This is a genomic window from Merdibacter massiliensis, assembly GCF_900155395.1.
Lineage (GTDB): Bacteria > Bacillota_I > Bacilli_A > Erysipelotrichales > Erysipelotrichaceae > Merdibacter > Merdibacter massiliensis.
Genome location: NZ_LT699711.1, coordinates 21008 through 41328, shown reverse-complemented (window position 1 = coordinate 41328; position 20321 = coordinate 21008). Strand labels below are relative to the sequence as shown.

Below are 20321 nucleotides of genomic sequence, written 5' to 3'. Positions count from 1 at the left end.
GCGAAGAATTGCCGGGAGTGAGTGCCCGGCAATTTTTTGACTTTACTTTCGTGCTAATTTTGCGTATAATATTAGCATGAAAGGAAGGTGAAGAACGTGAGCCAATTTCAACAGCTGGACCAGCTGATGGAACGTCAGGATGGGATGCTGCGCACCGGGCAGGTCCTCGCGGCCGGGATCTCAAAACCTGTTTTTTATCAATTCGTGCAGTCTCGTGGGCTGGAACAGGCGGCGCATGGGATTTATCTTTCCAAAGACGCCTGGGTGGACGCCATGTATCTGCTGCATCTTCGCTGTCCGCAGGCAGTTTTTTCCCATGAAACGGCGCTGTTTTTCCATGACCTGACCGACCGGGAGCCGCTGGCCTATTCCATTACGGTCAAGACGGGCTACAATCCGACCCGGCTCAAGGACGAGGGCGTTCAGGTCTTTACCATCAAGGCGGAGCTGCATGAGGTCGGCCTGACAACCGCGCAGACCCCCTTCGGTCACGATGTGCCGGTATATGATATGGAACGGACGATCTGCGATGTGCTGCGCAGCCGGAGCCATATCGAGATGCAGACATTCCAGGACGCTTTGAAAGCGTATGCTCGCCGGAAAGATAAGGACCTGCGGACGCTGGTGCGCTATGCCAAGCTGTTCCGGGTCGAGAAGATTTTACGCCAGTATTTGGAGGTACTGCTATGATAAAGACAGCCAGACAGCTGAAAGATTTGATCCGTAACCTGTCAAAGAAAAATGCTGCGGATGCGCAGGTTTTGATGCGCAACTATATGATGGAGCGTTTTCTTGAACGTATTTCTCTTTCCTCATACCGGGACAAGTTCATCCTCAAGGGTGGTATGCTGGTGGCCGCGATGGTCGGTCTGGACGCCCGCTCCACGATGGACCTGGACGCAACGGTCAAGGGGGCCAACGTCAGCGTGGAGGATGTGGAGAACATGATGGCCGAGATCATCGCCGTTCCCATTGACGACGGCGTTACCTTCCAGGTGAAAAGCATTTCGGAAATCATGGATGAAGCGGAATATCCCGGCATTCGGGTGACGATGACAACGCTCTTTGACGGGGTGCGCACCCCGCTGAAAATCGACATTTCTACCGGCGACGCCATCACCCCTAAAGAGGTGCGGTACAGCTTCAAGCTCATGCTGGAGGACCGTTCCATCGACGTTTGGGCCTATAACCTGGAGACCGTGCTGGCCGAAAAGCTGGAAACCATCATCACCCGGACCACGACCAACACCCGTATGAGAGATTTTTACGACATCGCCATCCTGCAACAACTCTATGGCAGCACTCTGGACCCGCACGTTCTCCATGACGCGCTTCTGGCGACAGCCCACAAGCGCGGCACCGAGCGCCATCTGGCCGAGGCCGCCGAAGTCTTTGATGAAGTGGAGGCCAGCCCGGTCATGCAGGACCTGTGGGTGGCCTATCAGAAAAAGTTTTCCTATGCGTCCGACCTTGGCTGGAATACGGTCATGGCTGCGGTCCGTCAGCTGTTCGCTCGTTGCGAGGGCACGGCATGAAAAAGCGTGGACACTACTGCAAGGTCTGTGGCGAGTATAAGGCAAACGAAAAGTTTTCCGGCAAGGGTCACGCCGCGCACATTTGTAAAACCTGCGCCGCCCTCCCGCCAGAAAAGCAGGCGGAAGAAATGGCACTTACCCGGCTGGTCAACCTTCCCTGGCGATTATCCAAAGAACAGCTTTCGTGGTTGAAGAAACGGATGAAAGACCGGCGGGATGCCGTGCGGACCTTGGCGACGGAACAATATGAAATGCGGTTCCCGCCCAGGATAGAACTGGATGAATTGGAAGATGACTTTGAGGAAGATTTCGATTTTTATATGGACGAGGAAACTGATATAGAGTAAACCGATGCGGTCTGTGATAAGCAGGCCGCTTATTTTTTGGAAAGGAGGCGGACCCCACATGGCCACCACCCGCATTATACCGCTGCACACCGGCAAGGGCCGCACGGTCGGCAAGGCGATCAGCGATATCATTGGTTATGTAAAAAATCCAGAAAAGACCGACCACGGCAGGCTCATCACCAGCTACCAGTGTGACAGCCGCGTGGCCGATGCGCAGTTCCTGCTGGACAAGCAGACCTACGCCGCCCGCACCGGCCGGGTGCGCGGTGCGGACGATGTGATTGCCTACCACCTGCGGCAGTCCTTTGTGCCGGGCGAGATCACGCCGGAGGAAGCCAACCGGTTGGGCGTAGAGCTGGCCCGGCGATTTACCAAGGACAAGCACGCTTTCATCGTCTGCACCCACATTGACAAGGCTCACGTCCACAACCATATTATATGGAACTCCACCACGCTGGAGTGTGACCGCAAGTTCCGCAACTTTTGGGGCAGCACCCGCGCCGTCCACCGTCTGAGCGATACCATCTGCGTTGAGAACGGTTACTCCATTGTGGAGGCTCCCAAGCGGCGCGGCCAGAGCTACAACAAGTGGCTGGGTGACGCGGCGAAGCCCTCCCACAAGGAGCAGCTGCGTCAGGCCATTGACCGGGCACTGGCGCAGAAACCGGCCAGCCTGGAGGAGCTGCTGCGCCTGTTGGAACAGGACGGCTTCACCGTTCACCGGCGCGGAAAAAACATCTCCATCGGCGCGGAGGGCTGGGGCAACAATGTCCGCTTTGACCGGCTGGGGGACGGCTACACGCTGGACGATCTGTTGGCGGTCCTCTCCGGCCAGAAAGAACATATGCCCCGCAAGCAAGCCGTCCCGCAGGCCGCTCCGCCGAAGGTCAATCTGCTGGTGGACATCCAGGCAAAACTCCAGGCCGGAAAAGGTGCCGGGTACGCCCGCTGGGCCAAGGTGTTCAACCTCAAGCAGATGGCACAGACCCTCAACTACCTGTCCGAACATGGGCTGCTGGATTATGCCGATTTGGAAACCAAAACAGCAGAGGCGACGGCCCGCTATAATGCGCTGTCCGATCAGATCAAGGCCGCTGAGAAGCGCATGGCCGAGATTGCCGTGCTGCGCACCCACATCGTCAACTACGCCAAGACCCGCGAGACCTATGTGGCCTACCGCAAGGCCGGGTATTCAAAGAAATTCCGGCAGGAGCATGAGGAGGAAATCTTGCTGCACCAGGCCGCCAAGGAAGCCTTCAACGAGCTGAATGTGAAGAAGCTGCCCACCATCAAGGAGCTTCAGACCGAGTACGCCCAGCTACTGGCGGACAAGAAAAAGGCTTACGGTGAGTACCGGCAGGCCCGCGCCACCATGCGGGAGCTGCTGACGGTCAAGAATAACGTGGATCGGGTCCTGGCGATGGAGCAGACCGAGCCGCAACAGAAAGAAAAAGACCACGGCCAGCGGTGAGCTGGTCGCAGTCAAAAGCGTTCACAAGAACGCGCAGCCACAGATTGAAAATCTGTGTTCCAAGGGGGCTTGGGGGACTTCCCTCAACAAGCGCGTGGGGCTATCTGGATAGCCACAGGCATCGCTTGCCACTTTTGTTCGCAAACAATATCCGTATCCTTTACACGATGATTTACTTTTATTATCATAGTCGTAATAAGTATATAAACTACTTACATATAAGCACCTAAAATATGAAAGGGCTGATAAAATGATGACCTTTGAAAAGGTTTTAGAAGTATTCAACGATTACCTAAATAAAGATAGTGTTTTGGAGGTGGTGAACACTAAGCGAGGATACACCGTTATGATTTGGGATGAAAAAGATGAGCAATGGTTTGGTGTGGAACATTGCAAAGCCCCCGAGCTTTTACGGGATGCCTTACTTGATGGCTATCGTGATTTTTTAGAGCAACAACTTACTCATAACCGCAGGAGTTTAACCGAAACAGAAATCTTAGATATTCAAAACCGATGTGAACAGCTTTATGATTTGTGTGGAGAATAAAAAAATAACCTAAAAAGTGCGATAGCCTGTGTAGGTGTCGCACTTTTTTCAGTTGGCTTGGCTTACGAAAACAGCGTTAATTATTCCGCAGTTTCTCTTGCCTTTTTCAAGCCTTGAGCCGTAGCTTCCATCACGATAAGCTCCTTTTCTTCCATATCATTCAACAGTACATCAACTTGTTTGCGGCGATTGTTGTCGCCATCTTCATTGCATGGAAAAAAGAACTGGTCTACAGAGATGTCAAGCAAGGTAGTAATGAGATAAAATTTGTTAAGCCTTGGGTGCTGCCCCCTGTTCTCTATATACATAATAGAGCGTGGCGTAAGGTCTACCAGTTGGGCAAGATATTCCTGTGTCCACCCTTTTGCTTCCCGAGCTTTTTTTATCGCTATACCTAACGGCTTAAAATCAAGTTTTCTTTCATCTTGGTACATTTTAATATCATCCTATATCATTGTACATTTCGGGTGATGATATTTGAACGAAGTATGATTTTATGTTTAGTAGTGTATAATTTCGTATTAGTGGAGAGAAACTTGCTATTATTCGTCATTCCGTATATAATAATTATATACTCTTTGCGAAAGGAAGTTGATATTATGAATTACATTTCTGTGAAAGCCGCTTCTGAAAAATGGGGCATATCGGAAAGACGGATACAAAAATTATGTGAGGAAAATCGCATTGACGGAACTGAAAAATTTGGTCGTGCATGGATGATACCAAAAGATGCAGAAAAACCCGTTGATGGACGTATGAAAACAAGGAACAAACAGGAGGAGAATCATGGAATTTAATGAAAAGCTACAACAGCTTAGGACTGGAAAGAACTTAACGCAGGAACAACTTGCGGAGCAATTATATGTATCAAGAACAGCCATTTCAAAATGGGAAAGCGGCAAGGGTTACCCTAACATTGAGTCGCTCAAGTGTATTTCTAAATTCTTTTCTGTGACCATAGATGAACTGCTATCGGGCGAAGAACTGATTACACTTGCCGAAACTGAAAATCGTTCCAACTTGAAAAAAATTTACAGTTTCATTTATGGAATATTAGATATGATGGCGGTTACTTTTATACTTTTGCCGTTGTATGGTAACCTTGTTGACGGATATATTTATTCTGTCAATCTACTTTCATTTACAGACACTACCCCAATATATCTTGCAATCTATTGGATTGTTTTTATTGTTTTGATTGCACTTGGGATAGCGAAACTGATGTGTGTTTGTTTTGAAAAGGAATCATGGAGCAACATAATCACAAAATGCTCTCTCGTGCTGAGTACGCTTTTTATCTGCTTCTTCGCTACGGCAAGACAACCCTATGTAACCGCCCTTATGTTTCTGCTATTTGTTGCTAAAATATTTGTCTGGATAAAGCAAACCCAAACAAAGTAAAATGCCATAAACCCTTTAAAATAGGCTCTGACACGATAAGTGTCGGAGCTTTTTTCGTGCTGACATCTATTGTGTCGGCATTGTGACGGTAGATTTCTTGGCTTCTATGCAATACTCGTGGATAATAAGATTGTGGTCAGCGAAAACAAGAACAGCAACCCACGGAAAGGAGAATCAAATATGGATTATATCATTGAAACAGAAAATCTTACGAAGCGATACGGAACAGCCACCGTTGTCGATAAGGTAAATCTTCATGTGCCAAAGGGCAAAATTTATGGTTTGCTCGGCAGAAACGGAGCAGGCAAAACCACAGCAATGAAAATGATGTTGCAGCTTGCTTTCCCAACGGAGGGAACGGTACGCTTGTTTGGCACAAACTATAAGGAAAATATCCATACCCTTTATAGCAAAGTAGGCTCTATTATCGAAACACCGGGATTTTACAGTAATTTAACAGGGTATGAGAATTTGCAAATTCTCGCTAAACTGCGAGGGGGAGTATCTAAAAGTGGAGTAGAAAAAGCTCTTGAAGTTGTGGGGCTGCATAAGGAGAAAAGAAAAGTCTTTTCCGATTATTCCCTCGGAATGAAGCAACGGCTTGGTATTGCCGCCGCCATTATGCACGAGCCGGAGCTTTTAATACTTGACGAACCGATTAACGGACTTGACCCCATTGGAATAGTTGAAATACGCTCATTTTTATCTGAACTTAGTCACAATCATGGCATTACCATTTTTATCTCAAGCCATGTTTTAAGCGAGATTGAACAGATAGCAGATATTATCGGCGTTATGCACGAGGGGCATTTAGTAGAGGAAGTGAATATATCCGAGCTTCACAAAAGGAATCGAAAATACATTCAATTTGATTTATCTGACAGTGAGATAGCCGGAAAGATTTTAGAAAACCACTACCACATGACGGATTTTACAGTGCAGGACGGTACGGTGAGAATTTATGACTTTAGCCAAAGTGTTGGAGAAATCAATCGAGAATTTGCACGAAATGGACTGCTCGTGACAAGGATAAATGATAGTGAGGAAAACTTAGAGGACTACTTTTCTAAACTGATTGGAGGTGGCGGTATTGCTTAATCTTATTTCTTGTGAATTATTAAAACTAAAGCGTTCAAAAATGGTGCTAATTAGTGTGGCAGGGGTATTATCTACCCCACTTTTGATGTTAATAGAAGCCTTGCAAACACATTTTGATAAGCCGGAGATTATCTTTACCTTGTCTGACATATACAGCGACAGTGTACTGTATATCATGCTGCTGGTAAACATTATGATATATGTGGCAATTGCAGCTTACTTGTTTAGCAGAGAGTACACAGAAAGCACCCTCAAAACCATATTGCCCATACCCATTTCAAGGACAAAACTATTAATTGGAAAATTTTGCACCCTGCTTCTTTGGATTGTTATGCTAACCCTTGTAACATGGGCAGGTATATTTATCGTTTGTGGGCTATATGACGCTGTCTTTACATTGGAGGGATATAGCTTACTAGTGGCAATAGTATGGCTCCCCAAGTTTTTGTTTGGCAGTATCCTGATGTTTTTAACAGTTTCTCCTTTTGTGTTTGTTGCTATGAAAACAAAAGGATTTGTCGCCCCGATGATTGGCTCTGCCGTGATTGTCATGGGAAGTGCCGCACTTTCAAATCAAGAATGGGGAGCGTTGTATCCGTGGACAGCCACCTATTTCTTGGTGCAGGGTAAACTTCAGAGTACCGGCTATCCTACACTGCTGTCTGTATCTATTATTATTCTTGTATCAGCAGTTGGTTTTCTTATGACCTTTCATCATTTTAAAAAGGAGGATTTGAAATAATGGTACTTGATTTTATAGAAATTTTAAAAGTTATTTTTCTTGGAATTGTTGAGGGTATTACTGAGTGGCTACCTATCAGCAGCACAGGACATATGATTCTTGTGGACGAATTTATCACACTTAATATGAGCGAAGCATTTAAAGAAATGTTTTTTGTTGTTATTCAACTTGGAGCTATACTCGCAGTGGTTGTAATGTTTTGGAACAAGATGTTTCCCTTTCAATTTAAGAACAAAGCACAGTCAATTGTTAAAAAGGATACTTTCTCGTTGTGGTTCAAGGTTGCGGTAGCTTGTGTACCGTCAGCTATTATGGGGATTCTATTTGATGATTATTTGGATGCTTACCTCCAAACCCCCATTGTGATTTCAATCATGTTAATCTTTTATGGTTTGTTATTCATTCTCATAGAAAATTGGAATAAAAAGCGTACTCCTACTACTATGGCACTTTCTGACATCAGCTATAAAACAGCAATCTTGATAGGGGCATTTCAAGTGTTATCACTTATACCCGGCACATCACGGTCGGGAGCAACGATTATAGGTGCTTTACTCATAGGAGTTTCACGAGTGGCAGCAGCAGAGTTTACTTTTTTCCTCGCAGTACCTACTATGCTTGGAGCAAGTGCTTTTAAGCTGTTAAAATTCGGGTTTGAATTTACAAGTGCAGAACTGCTCGCTCTTGTTCTCGGTATGGCTGTGGCATTTGCGGTATCTGTCTTAGTAATTAAATTCCTAATGAACTTTATCAAAAAACATGATTTTAAGGTGTTTGGTTGGTATCGAATTGTGCTTGGTATACTTGTTGTACTTATAAAATCTTAATAATGCGTTTTCTTTGTGCGCGAATAAAAATGCCAGTTGGTCCTTAAGATCAGCTGGCATTTTTGTTTCTGGGGATGGAAAACAACCCAGAGATTCTCGTTGTCGATCTCCTCCTGATTTTAGTTTGCATGGTGAATTTTGCAAATTGAATCTACAGGAGGTTAATAATGGGATTTAATTATGGATATGAGAAAAAGAAGTTTGATAGTAGATGGAAGCGTTTAGAAGTTGAGTATTGTGATGCAGGGATGAGCGAAGAACAGATTGCTGCCATGAAAGAATATGACTGGGCATGGTTTTGCAGTCAAAGGGTTTTTCAAAACCATACGCAACCAATACCTTGTGAACAATATGATGAAGTATGTGGTCAATCACAGCTGTTCCGAAAGTTTGCATCGTTATCTTATCAATGGGATGTTGATAAGATTGATCAAACGCGATATGGATGGTTGGCTTCGGTGGAAAACGAACAACTACTGTTGAGATTGAAGAAGCTGTCGAAGAAAGATTTGGAGCTATTGACATTACTTTTTGTGGATGGTTATCGTCAAATTGATGTAGCACGTCTTTGGCATTGTTCCAGAAGTGCTGTTGCACAAAGATTTAAAAAAATAAAAAAATTTTTGAATAACACTTAACAAATGAAGCGTATCAGTGCCTACCCATTGAGGGAAGAACATTCTCCCAATGTGGAGCTTGACAATTTCATAGACGGCATTTCCGGTACATAACCTATGTACGAGCGAATCAGGCACGCCGCGAAGATGGACAGCCCCAGGAGGTGATGAATAGGACTGTTCCGAGCGATCCACGTCAGCCTGATACCCGAAAGTGGCATTTCAGGGCGCGATGACTGCATAGGGGTTAAAGATACTTCCTCACGGCCTCCTAAAGACTTGGGGGGAACTCTGCGGCGCACGAGTAAAACGACGCTGTGGAGTTATGACAGCCGCGCCAGCGGAGACCGGAATGTCCCCATCGCCAGGGGTGCGTGGCAAATGTGGCGAGTAAATTTTTCAAAGTCAGATACCATGCGCTGGCAGCTTCGGTTGCCAGCGCATTCATGTGATTTTGAAAGCAACAACCACATCTTTGACAGAAAGGGGGACCACCTATGGAAAAATTGATTTCGCGGAAAGAGGCTGCCAAATTACTGGGGATTAGCATTGCCACTTTGGATGCAGCTCGAAACAGTGGGCTAATTTCCTATGTTCAGTATGTGCAAAATGGTTGCGTGTACTTTACAGATGCTGGCCTTCAGGAGTATATCGCAAAATGCACCCATCGTGCAAAGCCAGTGGAAAAAAGCGCTACATACCGCAAGCTGCGAAGTGTCCGAGCTTGAGCTGTTCCGTATCCTTGCTGGAACCTAATATGTCTGATAAAACAAAGGTACAGCGCTGGACATTATTCTTAGGAGGTGACGGAATTGGCAAAAAGAAAAAGGGCAATTCCTCAATATGGTACGGTCGTGCTTAACGGCATTGAATATTATAGAACCAGAGTCGAAGATTCGGATGGAAACAGAGTGGCGCTTTATGCAAAGACGCCCGAAAAGCTTTATGACAAGGAACTGGAGGCGTTAGAGCAGATTGACAGTACTACGTTTCGTCGAAGATCGCCTACGGTTGCTGAGTACTGTGAGAAGTGGCTGCTGATGCAGTCCGTCCATGTTCGGGCCACCACCTTGACAGATTATACCTCTAAGGTGCGGCGGCACATTATTGGAGGGCTGGGAGACAAGAGAATGGCTGATGTATCCCTGGATGACATCCAACTTGCCCTCGTACCTGTTTCCAAGAAGTCGGCTTCGGTTTATAAGTCTGTGGTGATTCTCTGCAAGTCCATTTTCCGGGCGGCCAAGGAGAGCCATGTGATTGACGAGGACCCGACCATATACCTGGATGCAAAGGGAGGAGTTCCCCAGGAAGAAAGACAGGCATTGACGGATGAACAGGTTGAGCGGCTTTTGGACACGATCCGGGATTTGCCGCCCTATGTATTTGTGATGATCGGTTTATATGCCGGTCTGCGCCGGGAAGAAATCCTGGCGCTGCAATGGGATTCTGTGTATCTGGATGCAGAGGCTCCGTACTTAACGGTACGGCGGGCATGGCACACAGAACATAACAGGCCGGTCATTCTTACCGAGCTAAAGACCAAAGCGGCACAAAGAAACATTCCTCTCCCGGTCTGTCTGGTTGAATGTCTGAAAGATGCAAAGAAAAAATCCACTTCGGATTATGTGATTGCCAATCGGGACGGTGATCCGCTATCCTATACACAGTTTAAGCGGCTGTGGCAGTATATTGTGACGCGGACTGCAAAGCCGAGAATGGCCAGAAAACTTGTGGACGGAAAGTATGTAAAATATATGCTTTACCCGAAACTTGGAGAAAAAGCCAGGAATAACGGCCATGTGGTATATAGCCTGGATTTTGAAGTGACACCGCATCAGCTGCGGCACACCTACATCACCAATCTGATTCATTCTTCGGTGGACCCCAAAACGGTACAATATTTGGCGGGCCATGAAAGCAGCAAAATCACGATGGACATTTACGCAAAGGTCAAATACAACAGGCCGGATGATCTTGTCAAAGCAATGGGCTGTGCCTTTGACTTATGGGACGCTGTGTAAGTTCCGAACAATTCAGAAAATGAAGTAAGAGGCTGTAACGAAATAGAAGATTTTAATTAAACGAATCTGTCTATTGAGGTTACGACCTCTTTTTTCTTTTCTTTACTTTGAAATTGTTTCAATTCTCCCAATTATCCCTGTTTTTTGGCATTATGAAAACACCTATTGTGGAAAACCCATCAACATTATTTATGCTTGTGCTTTTTTTCTTGTTTTTTTGTTATGATATTTCATCAGATTAAAGCCTACGCACACCAACAGGAACTCCATTTCTACATTTTTGATGCTTCTCCTATGTAATCTGTCATAAGCATAATCTTCTTTTATCACTCCAAATGCTCCTTCGCTTTGTATGGATCTTTGCACTCGATGATGGATTCCTTCTTCGCTATTTAGTTTTTTTCTCGCTGTTCTTTCAAACTCCTCAAGTATCGGATTCACGCTTATCGTTCGATCTCCCTTGGCTTTCGTACATTGAGATTTGAGTGGGCAATCCGTGCATTTGCCACAGCTGTGCGTTTGATTGATTCGATAATATTTGCTTCTCTTATCAACCGTTTCATTGATACAGCCAAATTCATGTCCTGCCGGGCAGATATATCTTCCATTTCCATTTCTGTTCCAGTTTGATTTGATGAATGTTTTTTTCTTGTAGCTCGTTTCTTTTTCTTTTGAATACATCATATATTTGATATAGGCTTCCATATCATTTTCTAAACAGAAGAAATAATTATCATAGGATCCATATCCTGCATCCGCTGCTACTGTTTTAGGCATCCTGTTATAAAGTGCTCTGAATGTTTCAAGAAATTTGATAAATGTCTTTTGATCGGTTCTATCCTGATAGATACAAGCCAATTGGATATATTCGCTGCTTACTGCTATCTGTGCATTGTATCCTGCCTTGAAGATTCCTGTCTTCATGTAATGGTCCTCTTTCATGTGCATCATCGTTGCATCGTGGTCTGTTTTCGAACAGCTGTTTCTGTCAGGTCCGCATAGTTCAATTCTTTCCAAACAGTTTTGCAGTGTTTCTTTGTATTTCATCAATTCATCATAATAACGCTGAATCTGGCTTTTTCGCTTACCTTTTCCATAAATGAAAGTGATTCCCTCTTGTTCAACGATATGAAAAATTTGGTTAGCCATATTCTCTATGTCTTTTATTGTCCACTCCTCTTTTTGAGATGCTTCAATACGATCACCCAGTTTCTTGACCCATTCGTTTAATCGAGTGAATATTTTATCTCTTGTTTTGATTGCGGTCTTTTTCCAGATGAAAGTAAACTTGTTGGCATTGGCCTCAAGCTTGGTTCCATCAATATAAACCGTATCATGATCAATTGACGGATCTAATATCTCAATTGATTCAAATATATCTCTAAAAATGAATTGGATGTCATATTTTAAATACTTTTGGATGAAACGATGAAATGCCATGTGACTTGGCGTTTCCTCCTGCATCAAGAACATGAAACGGATGTCCGTTCTACAGCTTTTTTCAATATCTCTTAGACTATAAATATGATTCATGAACGCAAACAGGATGACTTTGATCATCTTGAAGGGATTATATTCTTCACGCCCTCTGTGAGCAGGGTGATCAAGATATTTGTTCCAGTTGACTCCTTCCATCACTTCAAGAAAACTGTACACCGGATCAGAAGAATCGATCTTTTTTTCACAATCCAGTGGTAAAATCATCTGAAATGCGGTATAATTCCTATTGCTCAAATAGGAATGATTTAGCTCTAACACTTCGATGTTTTTCATAGCTAAATTATACCAAAAAATGCATCCTTTCTCTTTCGAGATTAGATGCATTTTTTATTTTTGGCTATTCCTTATTCGTTACAGCCTCTTAGTTTTTCCTTGGCCGTATCTTTGATTCAATTTGAAATCTCTGATAAAAAGGAGGTGTAGATACATCACCACGCGAGAAAGGAAATTAATTATGGCAAAGAAGAAAAAAAACATACCTCAATATGGAACCGTCACACGAAAGGGTGTCCTGTATTACAGAACCCGGATTCTGGACGCAGACGGCAAGCAGGTGAGCTTGTATGGGACTACCTGCGAGGAACTGTACGATAAAGAGCAGGAGGCGAGACGCCAGGTAGCGGAGATCATCTTCCACCGGGAGCATCCTACTGTGGCCGAGTATTGTGAGAAGTGGCTGTTGATGCAATCCGCAAAAGTGTCGCCGGCTACACTGAAGGGCTACGCCTCCAATATGAAGAACTACATTATCAAGCCTTTGGGAGATATGTATATGGAGGAAGTAACAGCGGATGATATTCGTCTGGCGCTGATCCCATTGTCCAATAAGTCCGAGAGCCTGCACAATACGGTGAATATGCTCCTCAAGTGCATTTTTTACTCGGCAGAGCGGAGCCAGTTGCTGGAATACAATCCGTGTGAGGGGATTTCGGCAAAAGGAGGGAAACCGACCCAAAAGAAAGATTCGCTGACAGACCAGCAGGTGGAAGTGCTGCTGGAAACCGTCAAAGGACTTCCGCCGTATCTGTTTACCATGATCGGCTTATATGCCGGTCTGCGCCGAGAAGAAGCTCTCGCCTTGCAATGGGATTGTGTGTTCCTCGATGCACCCACTCCATATATCTCTGTGCGGCGCGCATGGCGATCAGAGCATAACAGACCGGTTATCTCTACAACGCTTAAGACGAAAGCAGCAAGAAGGGATATTCCCATTCCCAAATGCCTTGTGAATTGTCTGCGGGAAGCCAAGGCTGCCTCCAAATCGGAATATGTGATTGCCGATAGTGAGGGACAGCCCTTGTCATATTCGCAGTTCAAACGTGTCTGGCAGTACATCGTTGTTCGGTCTACCAAGGAGCGTACCTATTATAAGTATGTGAACGGACAGAGCATCAAGTACACTGTTCAGCCGAGTCTGGGAGGACATCAGAAAAACAATCCCAACATTGTGTATAGCCTGGACTTCGATGTGACACCGCACCTGCTGCGGCATACCTACATCACCAATCTTCTGTATGCAGGTGTTGACCCCAAGACGGTCCAGTACCTTGCCGGACATGAGAACAGCAAGACAACTATGGACATCTATGCAAGAGTAAAGTATAATAAACCAGAACAGCTATTCGATGTAGTAAATTCTGCATTTCATCAAGCTGTCCCCTCGTAAAAGTGGCCTGTTTTTTGGTTAAGGAATAGGACAACCGAGGGGCCGAGGCTCAAAAAAGCCCGGAATATCAAGGAAAATCATCGCTCAGACGATTGAAATATGGTTTAAAAGCAGCACGTCGTGCACCTCAGTTCTCAAAACGTTAATCGTTGGAACAACTCAATACGTTTTATTGCATCTCAGGATGCTTCAGAACCTCTCAGGACATTTGTTCTGGGAGGTTTTTCGTATATTTTTATAGAGAACTGTGGTAGAATTTTATTATATTAATTTCTGGTCGAGATAACGTCTTTTTAGGAGAACGTAAAGATGGAGATAGATTCTATAAAGATTAACCAACTTGAAGAAAAAATCAGTGTTTTACAGAAAGAAAATGCACGTTTAAAAGCTCTTCTTGATAAAGCAGGAATAGATTATTCCTTAGATGAGCAGAAGCATTATAAAAAAGAAATGTATAATCCGAATCAGGGAGAACGTATTATTCCTGTTGAAATAACACATAATCATGCCAGAAGATTTTTCTCATATTTTTGGGGACGTATGGATGTTTATAGTAAGCGATTTCAAAATAAAACAACAGGTAAAGTTGGGTATTTCCCTCAATGTGATAATTTTTGGAAACGAGGTATATGTCCGAAAACTTCCGGTAAAAAGATAAAATGCACAGAATGTAAATGTTGCGCATGGACAAAACTTGGTGCATATCAAATAGAAGCACATCTGAGGGGAAATAAATCCGATGCTTCCGATGTGATAGGAATTTATCCATTATTTCCAGATGGTACATGCCGTTTTCTTGTATTTGATTTTGATTATCATGGGAAAGATGCCGCAGAACAAGATTTTGCAAATGAAGATGATAAGTGGATTGATGAAGTAAATGCTTTAAGGATTATATGTGAAAAAAATGATATTCCTGTACTTGTAGAGCGTTCTCGTTCAGGAAAGGGTGCACATCTTTGGATATTTTTTAATGGACCGATAGAAGCTTCTCTTGCAAGAAAATTTGGGTTTGCGCTGTTAGATAAAGGTGCACAGTCTGTAAATATGACATCTTTTCGTTTTTATGATCGTATGCTTCCCGCACAGGATATACTGGAAGCGGGTGGTTTAGGAAATTTAATTGCATTGCCTTTGCAAGGAAAGGCTTTACGGGATGGGAACAGTGCTTTTGTGGATGAAAATTGGAATGCTTATCCTGATCAATGGAAAATACTGCTGTCGACGGAAAAATTATCGCGTGAAAGAATTGAAGGTTATGTGCGGTTATGGAAAGGCGCTATGGATAAAATAAATACTTCTAATGAAGGCACAGATCTACAAGATGATATGAAACCATGGGATAGAAATAGAATTTTTTATAAAGAAGATGTGTCAGGTAAATTACATATTATACGTTCCAATCTGCTTTATATTGAAACAAGAAATCTAAAGCCGCGAATTCAGAATCAGATCAGAAGGATGGCAGCATTTTCAAATCCGACTTTTTTCAAGAATAATGCTATTGGATTATCGAATTATGACAATCCCAGGTATATATATCTTGGAGAAGATGATAATGGTTATATATGCATTCCAAGAGGGTTATATGATGAGTTGATTGACTCTTGTGAGGAAAGCAACATTGAATATATTGTTGAAGACAAACGTTGCCGGGGAAAACATATTTCCGCTGAATTTACTGGTGAGCTGCATGATAATCAAAGGAAAGCCGTTGAACGGTTATTAAAATACGATAATGGTATTTTGAGTGCTGCAACAGGATTTGGAAAAACAGTTGTATGCAGTAACATTATTGCGGAGCAAAAAACAAGTACATTGATTCTGTTAGAATCTTCTGCATTGTTTGAACAGTGGGAAAAAGCGTTAGGCAGATTTTTAAATATTGATGAGGAACTTCCGGAGTATACCACAAAAACAGGAAGAATAAAGAAACGAAAAAGCCTGATCGGAACGATTCAAGGCGCAAAGGATACCTCCACTGGTATTGTAGATATAGCAATGGTGGGATCTCTTTGTAAAAAAGGTAAATTTCATCCAAGATTAAAAGAGTATGGCCTTGTGCTTGTCGATGAATGTCATCATAGTGCATCAGAAACAGCAAGAGCAGTATTGCGTGAAACGAATGCAAAATATGTTTATGGTGTAACGGCTACGCCATTTCGAGGAGACGGACTGGAAAAAATCAATTATATGTTGCTTGGTGCAGTTCGGTTCCAGTATTCTGCAAAAGAAAAAGCGGAGCAGCAGGGGATAGACCATCTTGTCATTCCGCGTTTTACCAGGGTAGTAAGCCCGCATGGACGTGATAAACTTCATGTTAATGATGCATATGAGATTATTAGAAAAAGTGAAATACGTAATGATCAAATAGCATCAGATATAAATTTTTGTATTAGAAATGGAAGGACGCCAGTTGTTTTAACAAAATACACAGAACACGCTGCTGTTTTATATGAACGAGTGAAAGAATACGCAGATAGAGTATTTTTGTTGATAGGAACAAAATCAAAAAAGGAGCAGCGAGCATTGCGTGCCCAAATGGAGGAAATACAGCCTGAAGAAACCATGATCTTGATCGCGACAGGACAGTTGGTGGGTGAAGGATTTGATTATCCAAGACTTGATACTTTGATTATGGCGACTCCGGTTGCCTGGAAAGGCATTGTAGAGCAATATGCCGGACGGTTGGATAGAGATTATGGAGGAAAAAAGAATGTAATGATATATGATTACGTTGATATACATATTCCGGTTTTTGATAGAATGTATGCAAAGAGATTAAAGGCGTATAAGAGAATAGGGTATAAACTTTATACCAATCATATACAGGAAAAACAAGACGTGAATGCAATCTACGATTCGGACACATATACTTCGATTTATGAGAAAGATCTGCAAGAAGCATTAAAGGAAATAGTAATATCCAGCCAGACTCTTGGAAAATATAAGGTTATGCGGATGATACGGATTTTAAAAGAACGTCAGGAAGCCGGAGTAAAAGTCACAATTGTTACCTGGCATCCGGATGCTTATATGTACGGGCGTGAAGAACATAGAATAGAATTGATGGAAGAACTGAGAAATGCCGGTTTTCATATTGAACTTATGAAAGAAAACTGTGAACATTATGCAGTAATTGATAATGAAATTGTCTGGTACGGAAGTATGAATTTATTATCCAAGGATGATGTAGAAGACAATATCATGCGGGTTGTCAGCAAAGAAATTGCGGCAGAATTGTTGGAGATAACGTTTAAAAAGGAAAATGAGCTGAAAGAATATCGGCTGCCGATTTGACATTGAAAGTTAAATTAAGCGTATTGAATAAGAAAGAAGTGCGAAAACAGAGATGGATTTTGATTTAAAAAAATTTGATGAATACCGCGAAAATAATCGCCTGGAAGTTAAAAAAGCCAAAGGCGGATTGCCAAATAGCCTATGGGATACTTATTCTTCTATGGCGGTATCATTTTATTAGGCGTGATAGAAAAAGAAGATGGTAGTTTTGCAACAACTGGTCTAAAAGATGTTGAGAAATTGAAAAAAGATTTTTGGAATAGTATCAATAACAGTAAGAAAGTCAGTATTAACCTTCTTACGGATGATAATGTGGAAGTTTACGAAATGGACGAAGATGTTGTCATGGTAATCCATGTGCCGAGAGCGACACGTGAAGAAAAACCAGTTTATATTAATGATAATTTGTTTGGTGGAACTTTTCGACGTAACGGCGAAGGAGATTATCATTGTACGCCAAGTGAGATTCGAGCTATGCTTCGGGATCAGACGGAAGAAACATCAGATATGAAAATTTTGGATGATATGGAAATCAGTGATTTGAACATGGATACTGTTCATGCGTATCGCAGCAGACACGCTGCTTTGCGGCCGAATCATGTGTGGGAAAAACTGACGGATGAAGATTATCTGGAACAGATTGGTGCAGCAAAACGATCACGAGATGATAAAAAATGCATCCCACAGGGGCAGGACTTCTAATGTTTGGTGAGGAATATAAGATTTTATATGAGTATCCAGAATATTTTCTGGATTACCGTGAGATGCTTGATCCGGCAATCCGTTGGACTGATCGTTTACAGTCCAGTTCCGGTGATTGGACGGGAAATCTCTTTGATTTCTTTTTTCGTGTAAACAGTAAGCTTGTTAAAGATCTGAAGATTCCGTTTAAACTGGAAGGAATTACTCGGATTGATGATACACCTGTTCATAGAGCTATGCGTGAGGCATTAGCTAATTGTCTCACGAACACCGATTTCTTCGTGCCACGTGGTGTTGTTATTCGGAAAAATACTGATAGAATTATTATGGAGAATCCTGGCTATATCCGTACCGGAAAAGATCAGATGTTAAAAGGAGGTATTTCTGATCCTAGAAATAAGGCCCTGATGAAAATGTTTAATATCATAGGTATTGGAGAGCAGGCTGGAAGTGGCGTGCCGGATATTTATGATGTATGGGAAACACAAGGATGGGAAACTCCTGTGGTTGAAGAGCAGTATAATCCTGATCGAACAATTTTGACGCTGTCGTTTGTACAGGTGGGAAATATAGAAAACCAAGAGGATTTAAAGTATCAGGGAGATACTTTGAATGATACTTTGGACCCAAATGATACTTTAGAAACTTTGATTTTAGAACAGATAAAAAAGAACCCTAGAAGTAAGCAAATAGAATTGGCTGAGATTACAGGAAGTTCGATTGCTGCAATTAAAAGAACTATGAAAAAGATGACAGAACAAGGAATAATACAGCGTGAGGGTGGAAAAAGAAATGGTATCTGGATAATTGTGAAATAAAAAGTGGTACTATAAATTTTATATGGTAGAGGTGTAATCGATCATGGTGAGGCATCGTGGGTTTGTAACGTATCTGCAACAAATTTCCGTATAACCCGTGATTTTCCCGCTGTTTTCGGTTACCCAAACGTTAATCAATTTTATCGTCAAGAGAAAATCAAGATTGCTCATTATCGGGCGATCTTTTTCTTTTGCAAAATAAAAGCATCGTATTAGATGCTTGATATCGTTTCACAGTCATTAATCTTTTAGGCTGCCTAAAGGGATTACAAATACGTCATCATCACGTCTATAACCGTATTGAGTGCCAGTTATTACTAATTTTAAATCAGGCAAGCGCAATGGAATTTGTTTTTCTTCTTTATTGTATTTTTTGATTAATTTTTCAATTTCGCATAAATGTTTAGCTCCTTCATCAACTTCACTTTGACCCAGCTTAATTTCTATGATTGCATATCTTCCATCATCTAAATGAAGGACTGCATCAGCTTCCAAACCATATCTATCACGATAGTAAGAAACCGTTCCGTTGTTTGCAGAAGAATAAATTTTTAAATCTCTGATACACAATGATTCAAAAAGAAATCCAAGTGTTTTATAATCTTTAGCAAAATATTCAGGGGAAACCCCTAGTGCAGCAGCTGCAATAGATGGATCAATTACGTTTCTTTTTTTTGATGAACGTATTGCTGTTTTTGAGCGTATAGATGGGCACCAAGCGTCTATGTCTTCAATAATCATCAGTTTTTCAAGCCCTGATATATATTCATAATAAACAGGCTTAGACATTTCACAAGTTGAAACAGTGTCTCCATAAATTGTTTTGGTCTCAGCTAATGTACAAAGATTTCTTGAATATGATCTTAACAATGTTCTAGCCCATAAAGGGTTTCTTTTAATATTATCTATTTTAGAAATATCTACATTACAAGTTTGATTAAATAAATCTTTTGCAATTTCCAGTTTTGCTTTATCAGTCTTACCTTTTAAGCTCGCTGGCCATCCACCTCTACATATTGCAAATTTTATGCCATCAATTGTTAAATCGGAATGACATCCAGAAAATGAATTAGGATCATCAAATAGTTTTTGAAGCGAAACTGCACCATTTGATTCTTTACTTTCATAAAGACTCATAGGATACATCTTAATTCTAGATATTCTAAGTGTTCCGGTATGAGGAGTATCAATTCTTTCTGAACTTGACCCTGTTAATATATATTGGCCAACTTCTCCTGAATCATCGACATCTTTTCTAATTGCTCCCCATATTTTTGGAGCATCTTGCCACTCATCGAATAATCGAGGTTTATCTCCTATCAACAAATCAGATGGATGCGTATTTGCGATTAGTAAATAGTTCTCTCTTTCGTCTTCATCTTGAAATTCTATAAAACTTTTTGCTTGCTGCTTGGCTGTTGTTGTTTTTCCGCAGCCTTTTGGACCTACAATCAACGTAGCACCAAATGCTTCTAGCTTTAGTTTTAATTGTTCGTCTGCTATCCTTGGTTTGTATTCTTTCATTAGTAAATCCTCTATCTAATAAAATGATAAATGATAGTTAACATATTTGTCAATTTTTAGTTAACATATTTGCTGAAAATTAGTTAACACATTTGTAATAATACTTGTGAAAGATATTGATGAGAATTGATATGGATTATTTTAAGAAGTTTTGCCAATGCAACAAGTATGTAACAAAACCACTCTAAAATCCTTATTTTAT

At 42.2% G+C, this 20321-nt stretch carries 20 protein-coding genes; 17 read left to right on the top strand and 3 right to left on the bottom strand.

Annotation, left to right across the window (positions count from 1 at the left end):
• Nucleotides 1-96 precede the first annotated feature (96 nt).
• From BQ9859_RS02255 to BQ9859_RS02235, 5 genes are all read left to right on the top strand, one after another.
• Nucleotides 97-690, top strand: coding sequence for a type IV toxin-antitoxin system AbiEi family antitoxin domain-containing protein (locus BQ9859_RS02255; protein WP_002576331.1), 594 nt, complete (start codon nt 97-99; stop codon nt 688-690).
• Entirely contained in the window at nt 687-1535 is an 849-nt protein-coding gene (locus BQ9859_RS02250; RefSeq protein ID WP_002576330.1) for a nucleotidyl transferase AbiEii/AbiGii toxin family protein, read from the top strand. Before BQ9859_RS02255 ends, BQ9859_RS02250 begins: the two co-directional genes overlap by 4 nt.
• On the top strand, nt 1532-1882 hold the full coding sequence (locus BQ9859_RS02245; protein ID WP_002576329.1) for a hypothetical protein: 351 nt from the start codon (nt 1532-1534) through the stop codon (nt 1880-1882). The genes BQ9859_RS02250 and BQ9859_RS02245 overlap by 4 nt, the downstream gene beginning before the upstream one ends.
• 58 nt (nt 1883-1940) lie before the next feature.
• Nucleotides 1941-3353: a relaxase/mobilization nuclease domain-containing protein gene (locus tag BQ9859_RS02240; RefSeq protein WP_002576328.1), complete on the top strand. Its 1413-nt coding sequence runs from the start codon at nt 1941-1943 to the stop codon at nt 3351-3353.
• 250 nt (nt 3354-3603) lie between these two features.
• Nucleotides 3604-3900 (top strand): hypothetical protein, encoded by a 297-nt coding sequence (locus BQ9859_RS02235; protein ID WP_002576327.1) that lies wholly within the window; start codon nt 3604-3606, stop codon nt 3898-3900.
• An 80-nt stretch (nt 3901-3980) separates the two neighbouring features.
• On the opposite strand, the gene BQ9859_RS02230 is transcribed toward BQ9859_RS02235, so the two are convergent.
• Nucleotides 3981-4334, bottom strand: a complete 354-nt coding sequence (locus BQ9859_RS02230; protein ID WP_002576326.1) for a helix-turn-helix domain-containing protein — start codon at nt 4332-4334, stop codon at nt 3981-3983.
• 165 nt (nt 4335-4499) lie between these two features.
• Between BQ9859_RS02230 and BQ9859_RS12840 the strand changes: the two genes are divergently transcribed.
• The 8 genes from BQ9859_RS12840 (at nt 4500) to BQ9859_RS02190 (ending at nt 10609) form a co-directional block, all read left to right on the top strand.
• Nucleotides 4500-4697, top strand: coding sequence for a helix-turn-helix domain-containing protein (locus BQ9859_RS12840; RefSeq protein WP_009246557.1), 198 nt, complete (start codon nt 4500-4502; stop codon nt 4695-4697).
• Nucleotides 4687-5301: a bacitracin resistance transcriptional activator BcrR gene (bcrR, locus tag BQ9859_RS02220; RefSeq protein WP_075876659.1), complete on the top strand. Its 615-nt coding sequence runs from the start codon at nt 4687-4689 to the stop codon at nt 5299-5301. The genes BQ9859_RS12840 and bcrR overlap by 11 nt, the downstream gene beginning before the upstream one ends.
• 180 nt (nt 5302-5481) lie before the next feature.
• Nucleotides 5482-6399 (top strand): bacitracin ABC transporter ATP-binding protein BcrA, encoded by a 918-nt coding sequence (bcrA, locus tag BQ9859_RS02215; protein WP_002576324.1) that lies wholly within the window; start codon nt 5482-5484, stop codon nt 6397-6399.
• On the top strand, nt 6392-7141 hold the full coding sequence (locus BQ9859_RS02210; protein WP_002576323.1) for an ABC transporter permease: 750 nt from the start codon (nt 6392-6394) through the stop codon (nt 7139-7141). Before bcrA ends, BQ9859_RS02210 begins: the two co-directional genes overlap by 8 nt.
• Nucleotides 7141-7968: a bacitracin resistance undecaprenyl-diphosphatase BcrD gene (gene bcrD, locus BQ9859_RS02205; protein ID WP_002576322.1), complete on the top strand. Its 828-nt coding sequence runs from the start codon at nt 7141-7143 to the stop codon at nt 7966-7968. Before BQ9859_RS02210 ends, bcrD begins: the two co-directional genes overlap by 1 nt.
• A gap of 167 nt (nt 7969-8135) precedes the next feature.
• A complete protein-coding gene (locus BQ9859_RS02200) occupies nt 8136-8606 on the top strand; it encodes an RNA polymerase subunit sigma-73 (RefSeq protein WP_002576321.1) in 471 nt (156 codons plus the stop codon).
• 476 nt (nt 8607-9082) lie between these two features.
• Nucleotides 9083-9313 carry a hypothetical protein gene (locus BQ9859_RS02195; protein WP_002576320.1) on the top strand — a complete coding sequence of 77 codons (231 nt, stop codon included), beginning with the start codon at nt 9083-9085 and terminating at the stop codon, nt 9311-9313.
• Between the two features lie 75 nt (nt 9314-9388).
• The gene (locus tag BQ9859_RS02190) at nt 9389-10609 is read left to right on the top strand and encodes a tyrosine-type recombinase/integrase (protein WP_004800214.1); all 1221 of its coding nucleotides are present in this window, start codon (nt 9389-9391) and stop codon (nt 10607-10609) included.
• A gap of 189 nt (nt 10610-10798) precedes the next feature.
• Here the strand turns inward: BQ9859_RS02190 and BQ9859_RS02185 are convergent, their stop codons facing one another.
• Entirely contained in the window at nt 10799-12382 is a 1584-nt protein-coding gene (locus tag BQ9859_RS02185; RefSeq protein ID WP_075876680.1) for an IS1182 family transposase, read from the bottom strand.
• Between the two features lie 181 nt (nt 12383-12563).
• Between BQ9859_RS02185 and BQ9859_RS02180 the strand changes: the two genes are divergently transcribed.
• From BQ9859_RS02180 to BQ9859_RS12550, 4 genes are all read left to right on the top strand, one after another.
• On the top strand, nt 12564-13775 hold the full coding sequence (locus BQ9859_RS02180; RefSeq protein WP_002576318.1) for a tyrosine-type recombinase/integrase: 1212 nt from the start codon (nt 12564-12566) through the stop codon (nt 13773-13775).
• Between the two features lie 309 nt (nt 13776-14084).
• Complete coding sequence (locus tag BQ9859_RS02175) at nt 14085-17075, top strand: TOTE conflict system archaeo-eukaryotic primase domain-containing protein (protein WP_075876657.1); 2991 nt, start codon at nt 14085-14087, stop codon at nt 17073-17075.
• A 141-nt stretch (nt 17076-17216) separates the two neighbouring features.
• Entirely contained in the window at nt 17217-17777 is a 561-nt protein-coding gene (locus BQ9859_RS12555; protein ID WP_202613437.1) for an AlbA family DNA-binding domain-containing protein, read from the top strand.
• The gene (locus BQ9859_RS12550; protein ID WP_202613436.1) at nt 17777-18595 is read left to right on the top strand and encodes an ATP-binding protein; all 819 of its coding nucleotides are present in this window, start codon (nt 17777-17779) and stop codon (nt 18593-18595) included. The genes BQ9859_RS12555 and BQ9859_RS12550 overlap by 1 nt, the downstream gene beginning before the upstream one ends.
• Before the next feature lie 240 nt (nt 18596-18835).
• Here BQ9859_RS12550 and BQ9859_RS02165 read toward each other — a convergent pair whose 3' ends face one another.
• On the bottom strand, nt 18836-20119 hold the full coding sequence (locus BQ9859_RS02165; RefSeq protein ID WP_075876656.1) for an ATP-binding protein: 1284 nt from the start codon (nt 20117-20119) through the stop codon (nt 18836-18838).
• Nucleotides 20120-20321: the final 202 nt, after the last annotated feature.

Coding starts and splice junctions, on each gene's coding strand:
- BQ9859_RS02250 (WP_002576330.1), top strand. CDS start 687: ATGATAAAGACAGCCAGACAGCTGAAAGATTTGATCCGTAACCTGTCA.
- BQ9859_RS02245 (WP_002576329.1), top strand. CDS start 1,532: ATGAAAAAGCGTGGACACTACTGCAAGGTCTGTGGCGAGTATAAGGCA.
- BQ9859_RS02240 (WP_002576328.1), top strand. CDS start 1,941: ATGGCCACCACCCGCATTATACCGCTGCACACCGGCAAGGGCCGCACG.
- BQ9859_RS02235 (WP_002576327.1), top strand. CDS start 3,604: ATGATGACCTTTGAAAAGGTTTTAGAAGTATTCAACGATTACCTAAAT.
- BQ9859_RS02230 (WP_002576326.1), bottom strand. CDS start 4,334: ATGTACCAAGATGAAAGAAAACTTGATTTTAAGCCGTTAGGTATAGCG.
- BQ9859_RS12840 (WP_009246557.1), top strand. CDS start 4,500: ATGAATTACATTTCTGTGAAAGCCGCTTCTGAAAAATGGGGCATATCG.
- bcrR (WP_075876659.1), top strand. CDS start 4,687: ATGGAATTTAATGAAAAGCTACAACAGCTTAGGACTGGAAAGAACTTA.
- bcrA (WP_002576324.1), top strand. CDS start 5,482: ATGGATTATATCATTGAAACAGAAAATCTTACGAAGCGATACGGAACA.
- bcrD (WP_002576322.1), top strand. CDS start 7,141: ATGGTACTTGATTTTATAGAAATTTTAAAAGTTATTTTTCTTGGAATT.
- BQ9859_RS02200 (WP_002576321.1), top strand. CDS start 8,136: ATGGGATTTAATTATGGATATGAGAAAAAGAAGTTTGATAGTAGATGG.
- BQ9859_RS02195 (WP_002576320.1), top strand. CDS start 9,083: ATGGAAAAATTGATTTCGCGGAAAGAGGCTGCCAAATTACTGGGGATT.
- BQ9859_RS02185 (WP_075876680.1), bottom strand. CDS start 12,382: ATGAAAAACATCGAAGTGTTAGAGCTAAATCATTCCTATTTGAGCAAT.
- BQ9859_RS02180 (WP_002576318.1), top strand. CDS start 12,564: ATGGCAAAGAAGAAAAAAAACATACCTCAATATGGAACCGTCACACGA.
- BQ9859_RS02175 (WP_075876657.1), top strand. CDS start 14,085: ATGGAGATAGATTCTATAAAGATTAACCAACTTGAAGAAAAAATCAGT.
- BQ9859_RS12555 (WP_202613437.1), top strand. CDS start 17,217: ATGGGATACTTATTCTTCTATGGCGGTATCATTTTATTAGGCGTGATA.
- BQ9859_RS12550 (WP_202613436.1), top strand. CDS start 17,777: ATGTTTGGTGAGGAATATAAGATTTTATATGAGTATCCAGAATATTTT.
- BQ9859_RS02165 (WP_075876656.1), bottom strand. CDS start 20,119: ATGAAAGAATACAAACCAAGGATAGCAGACGAACAATTAAAACTAAAG.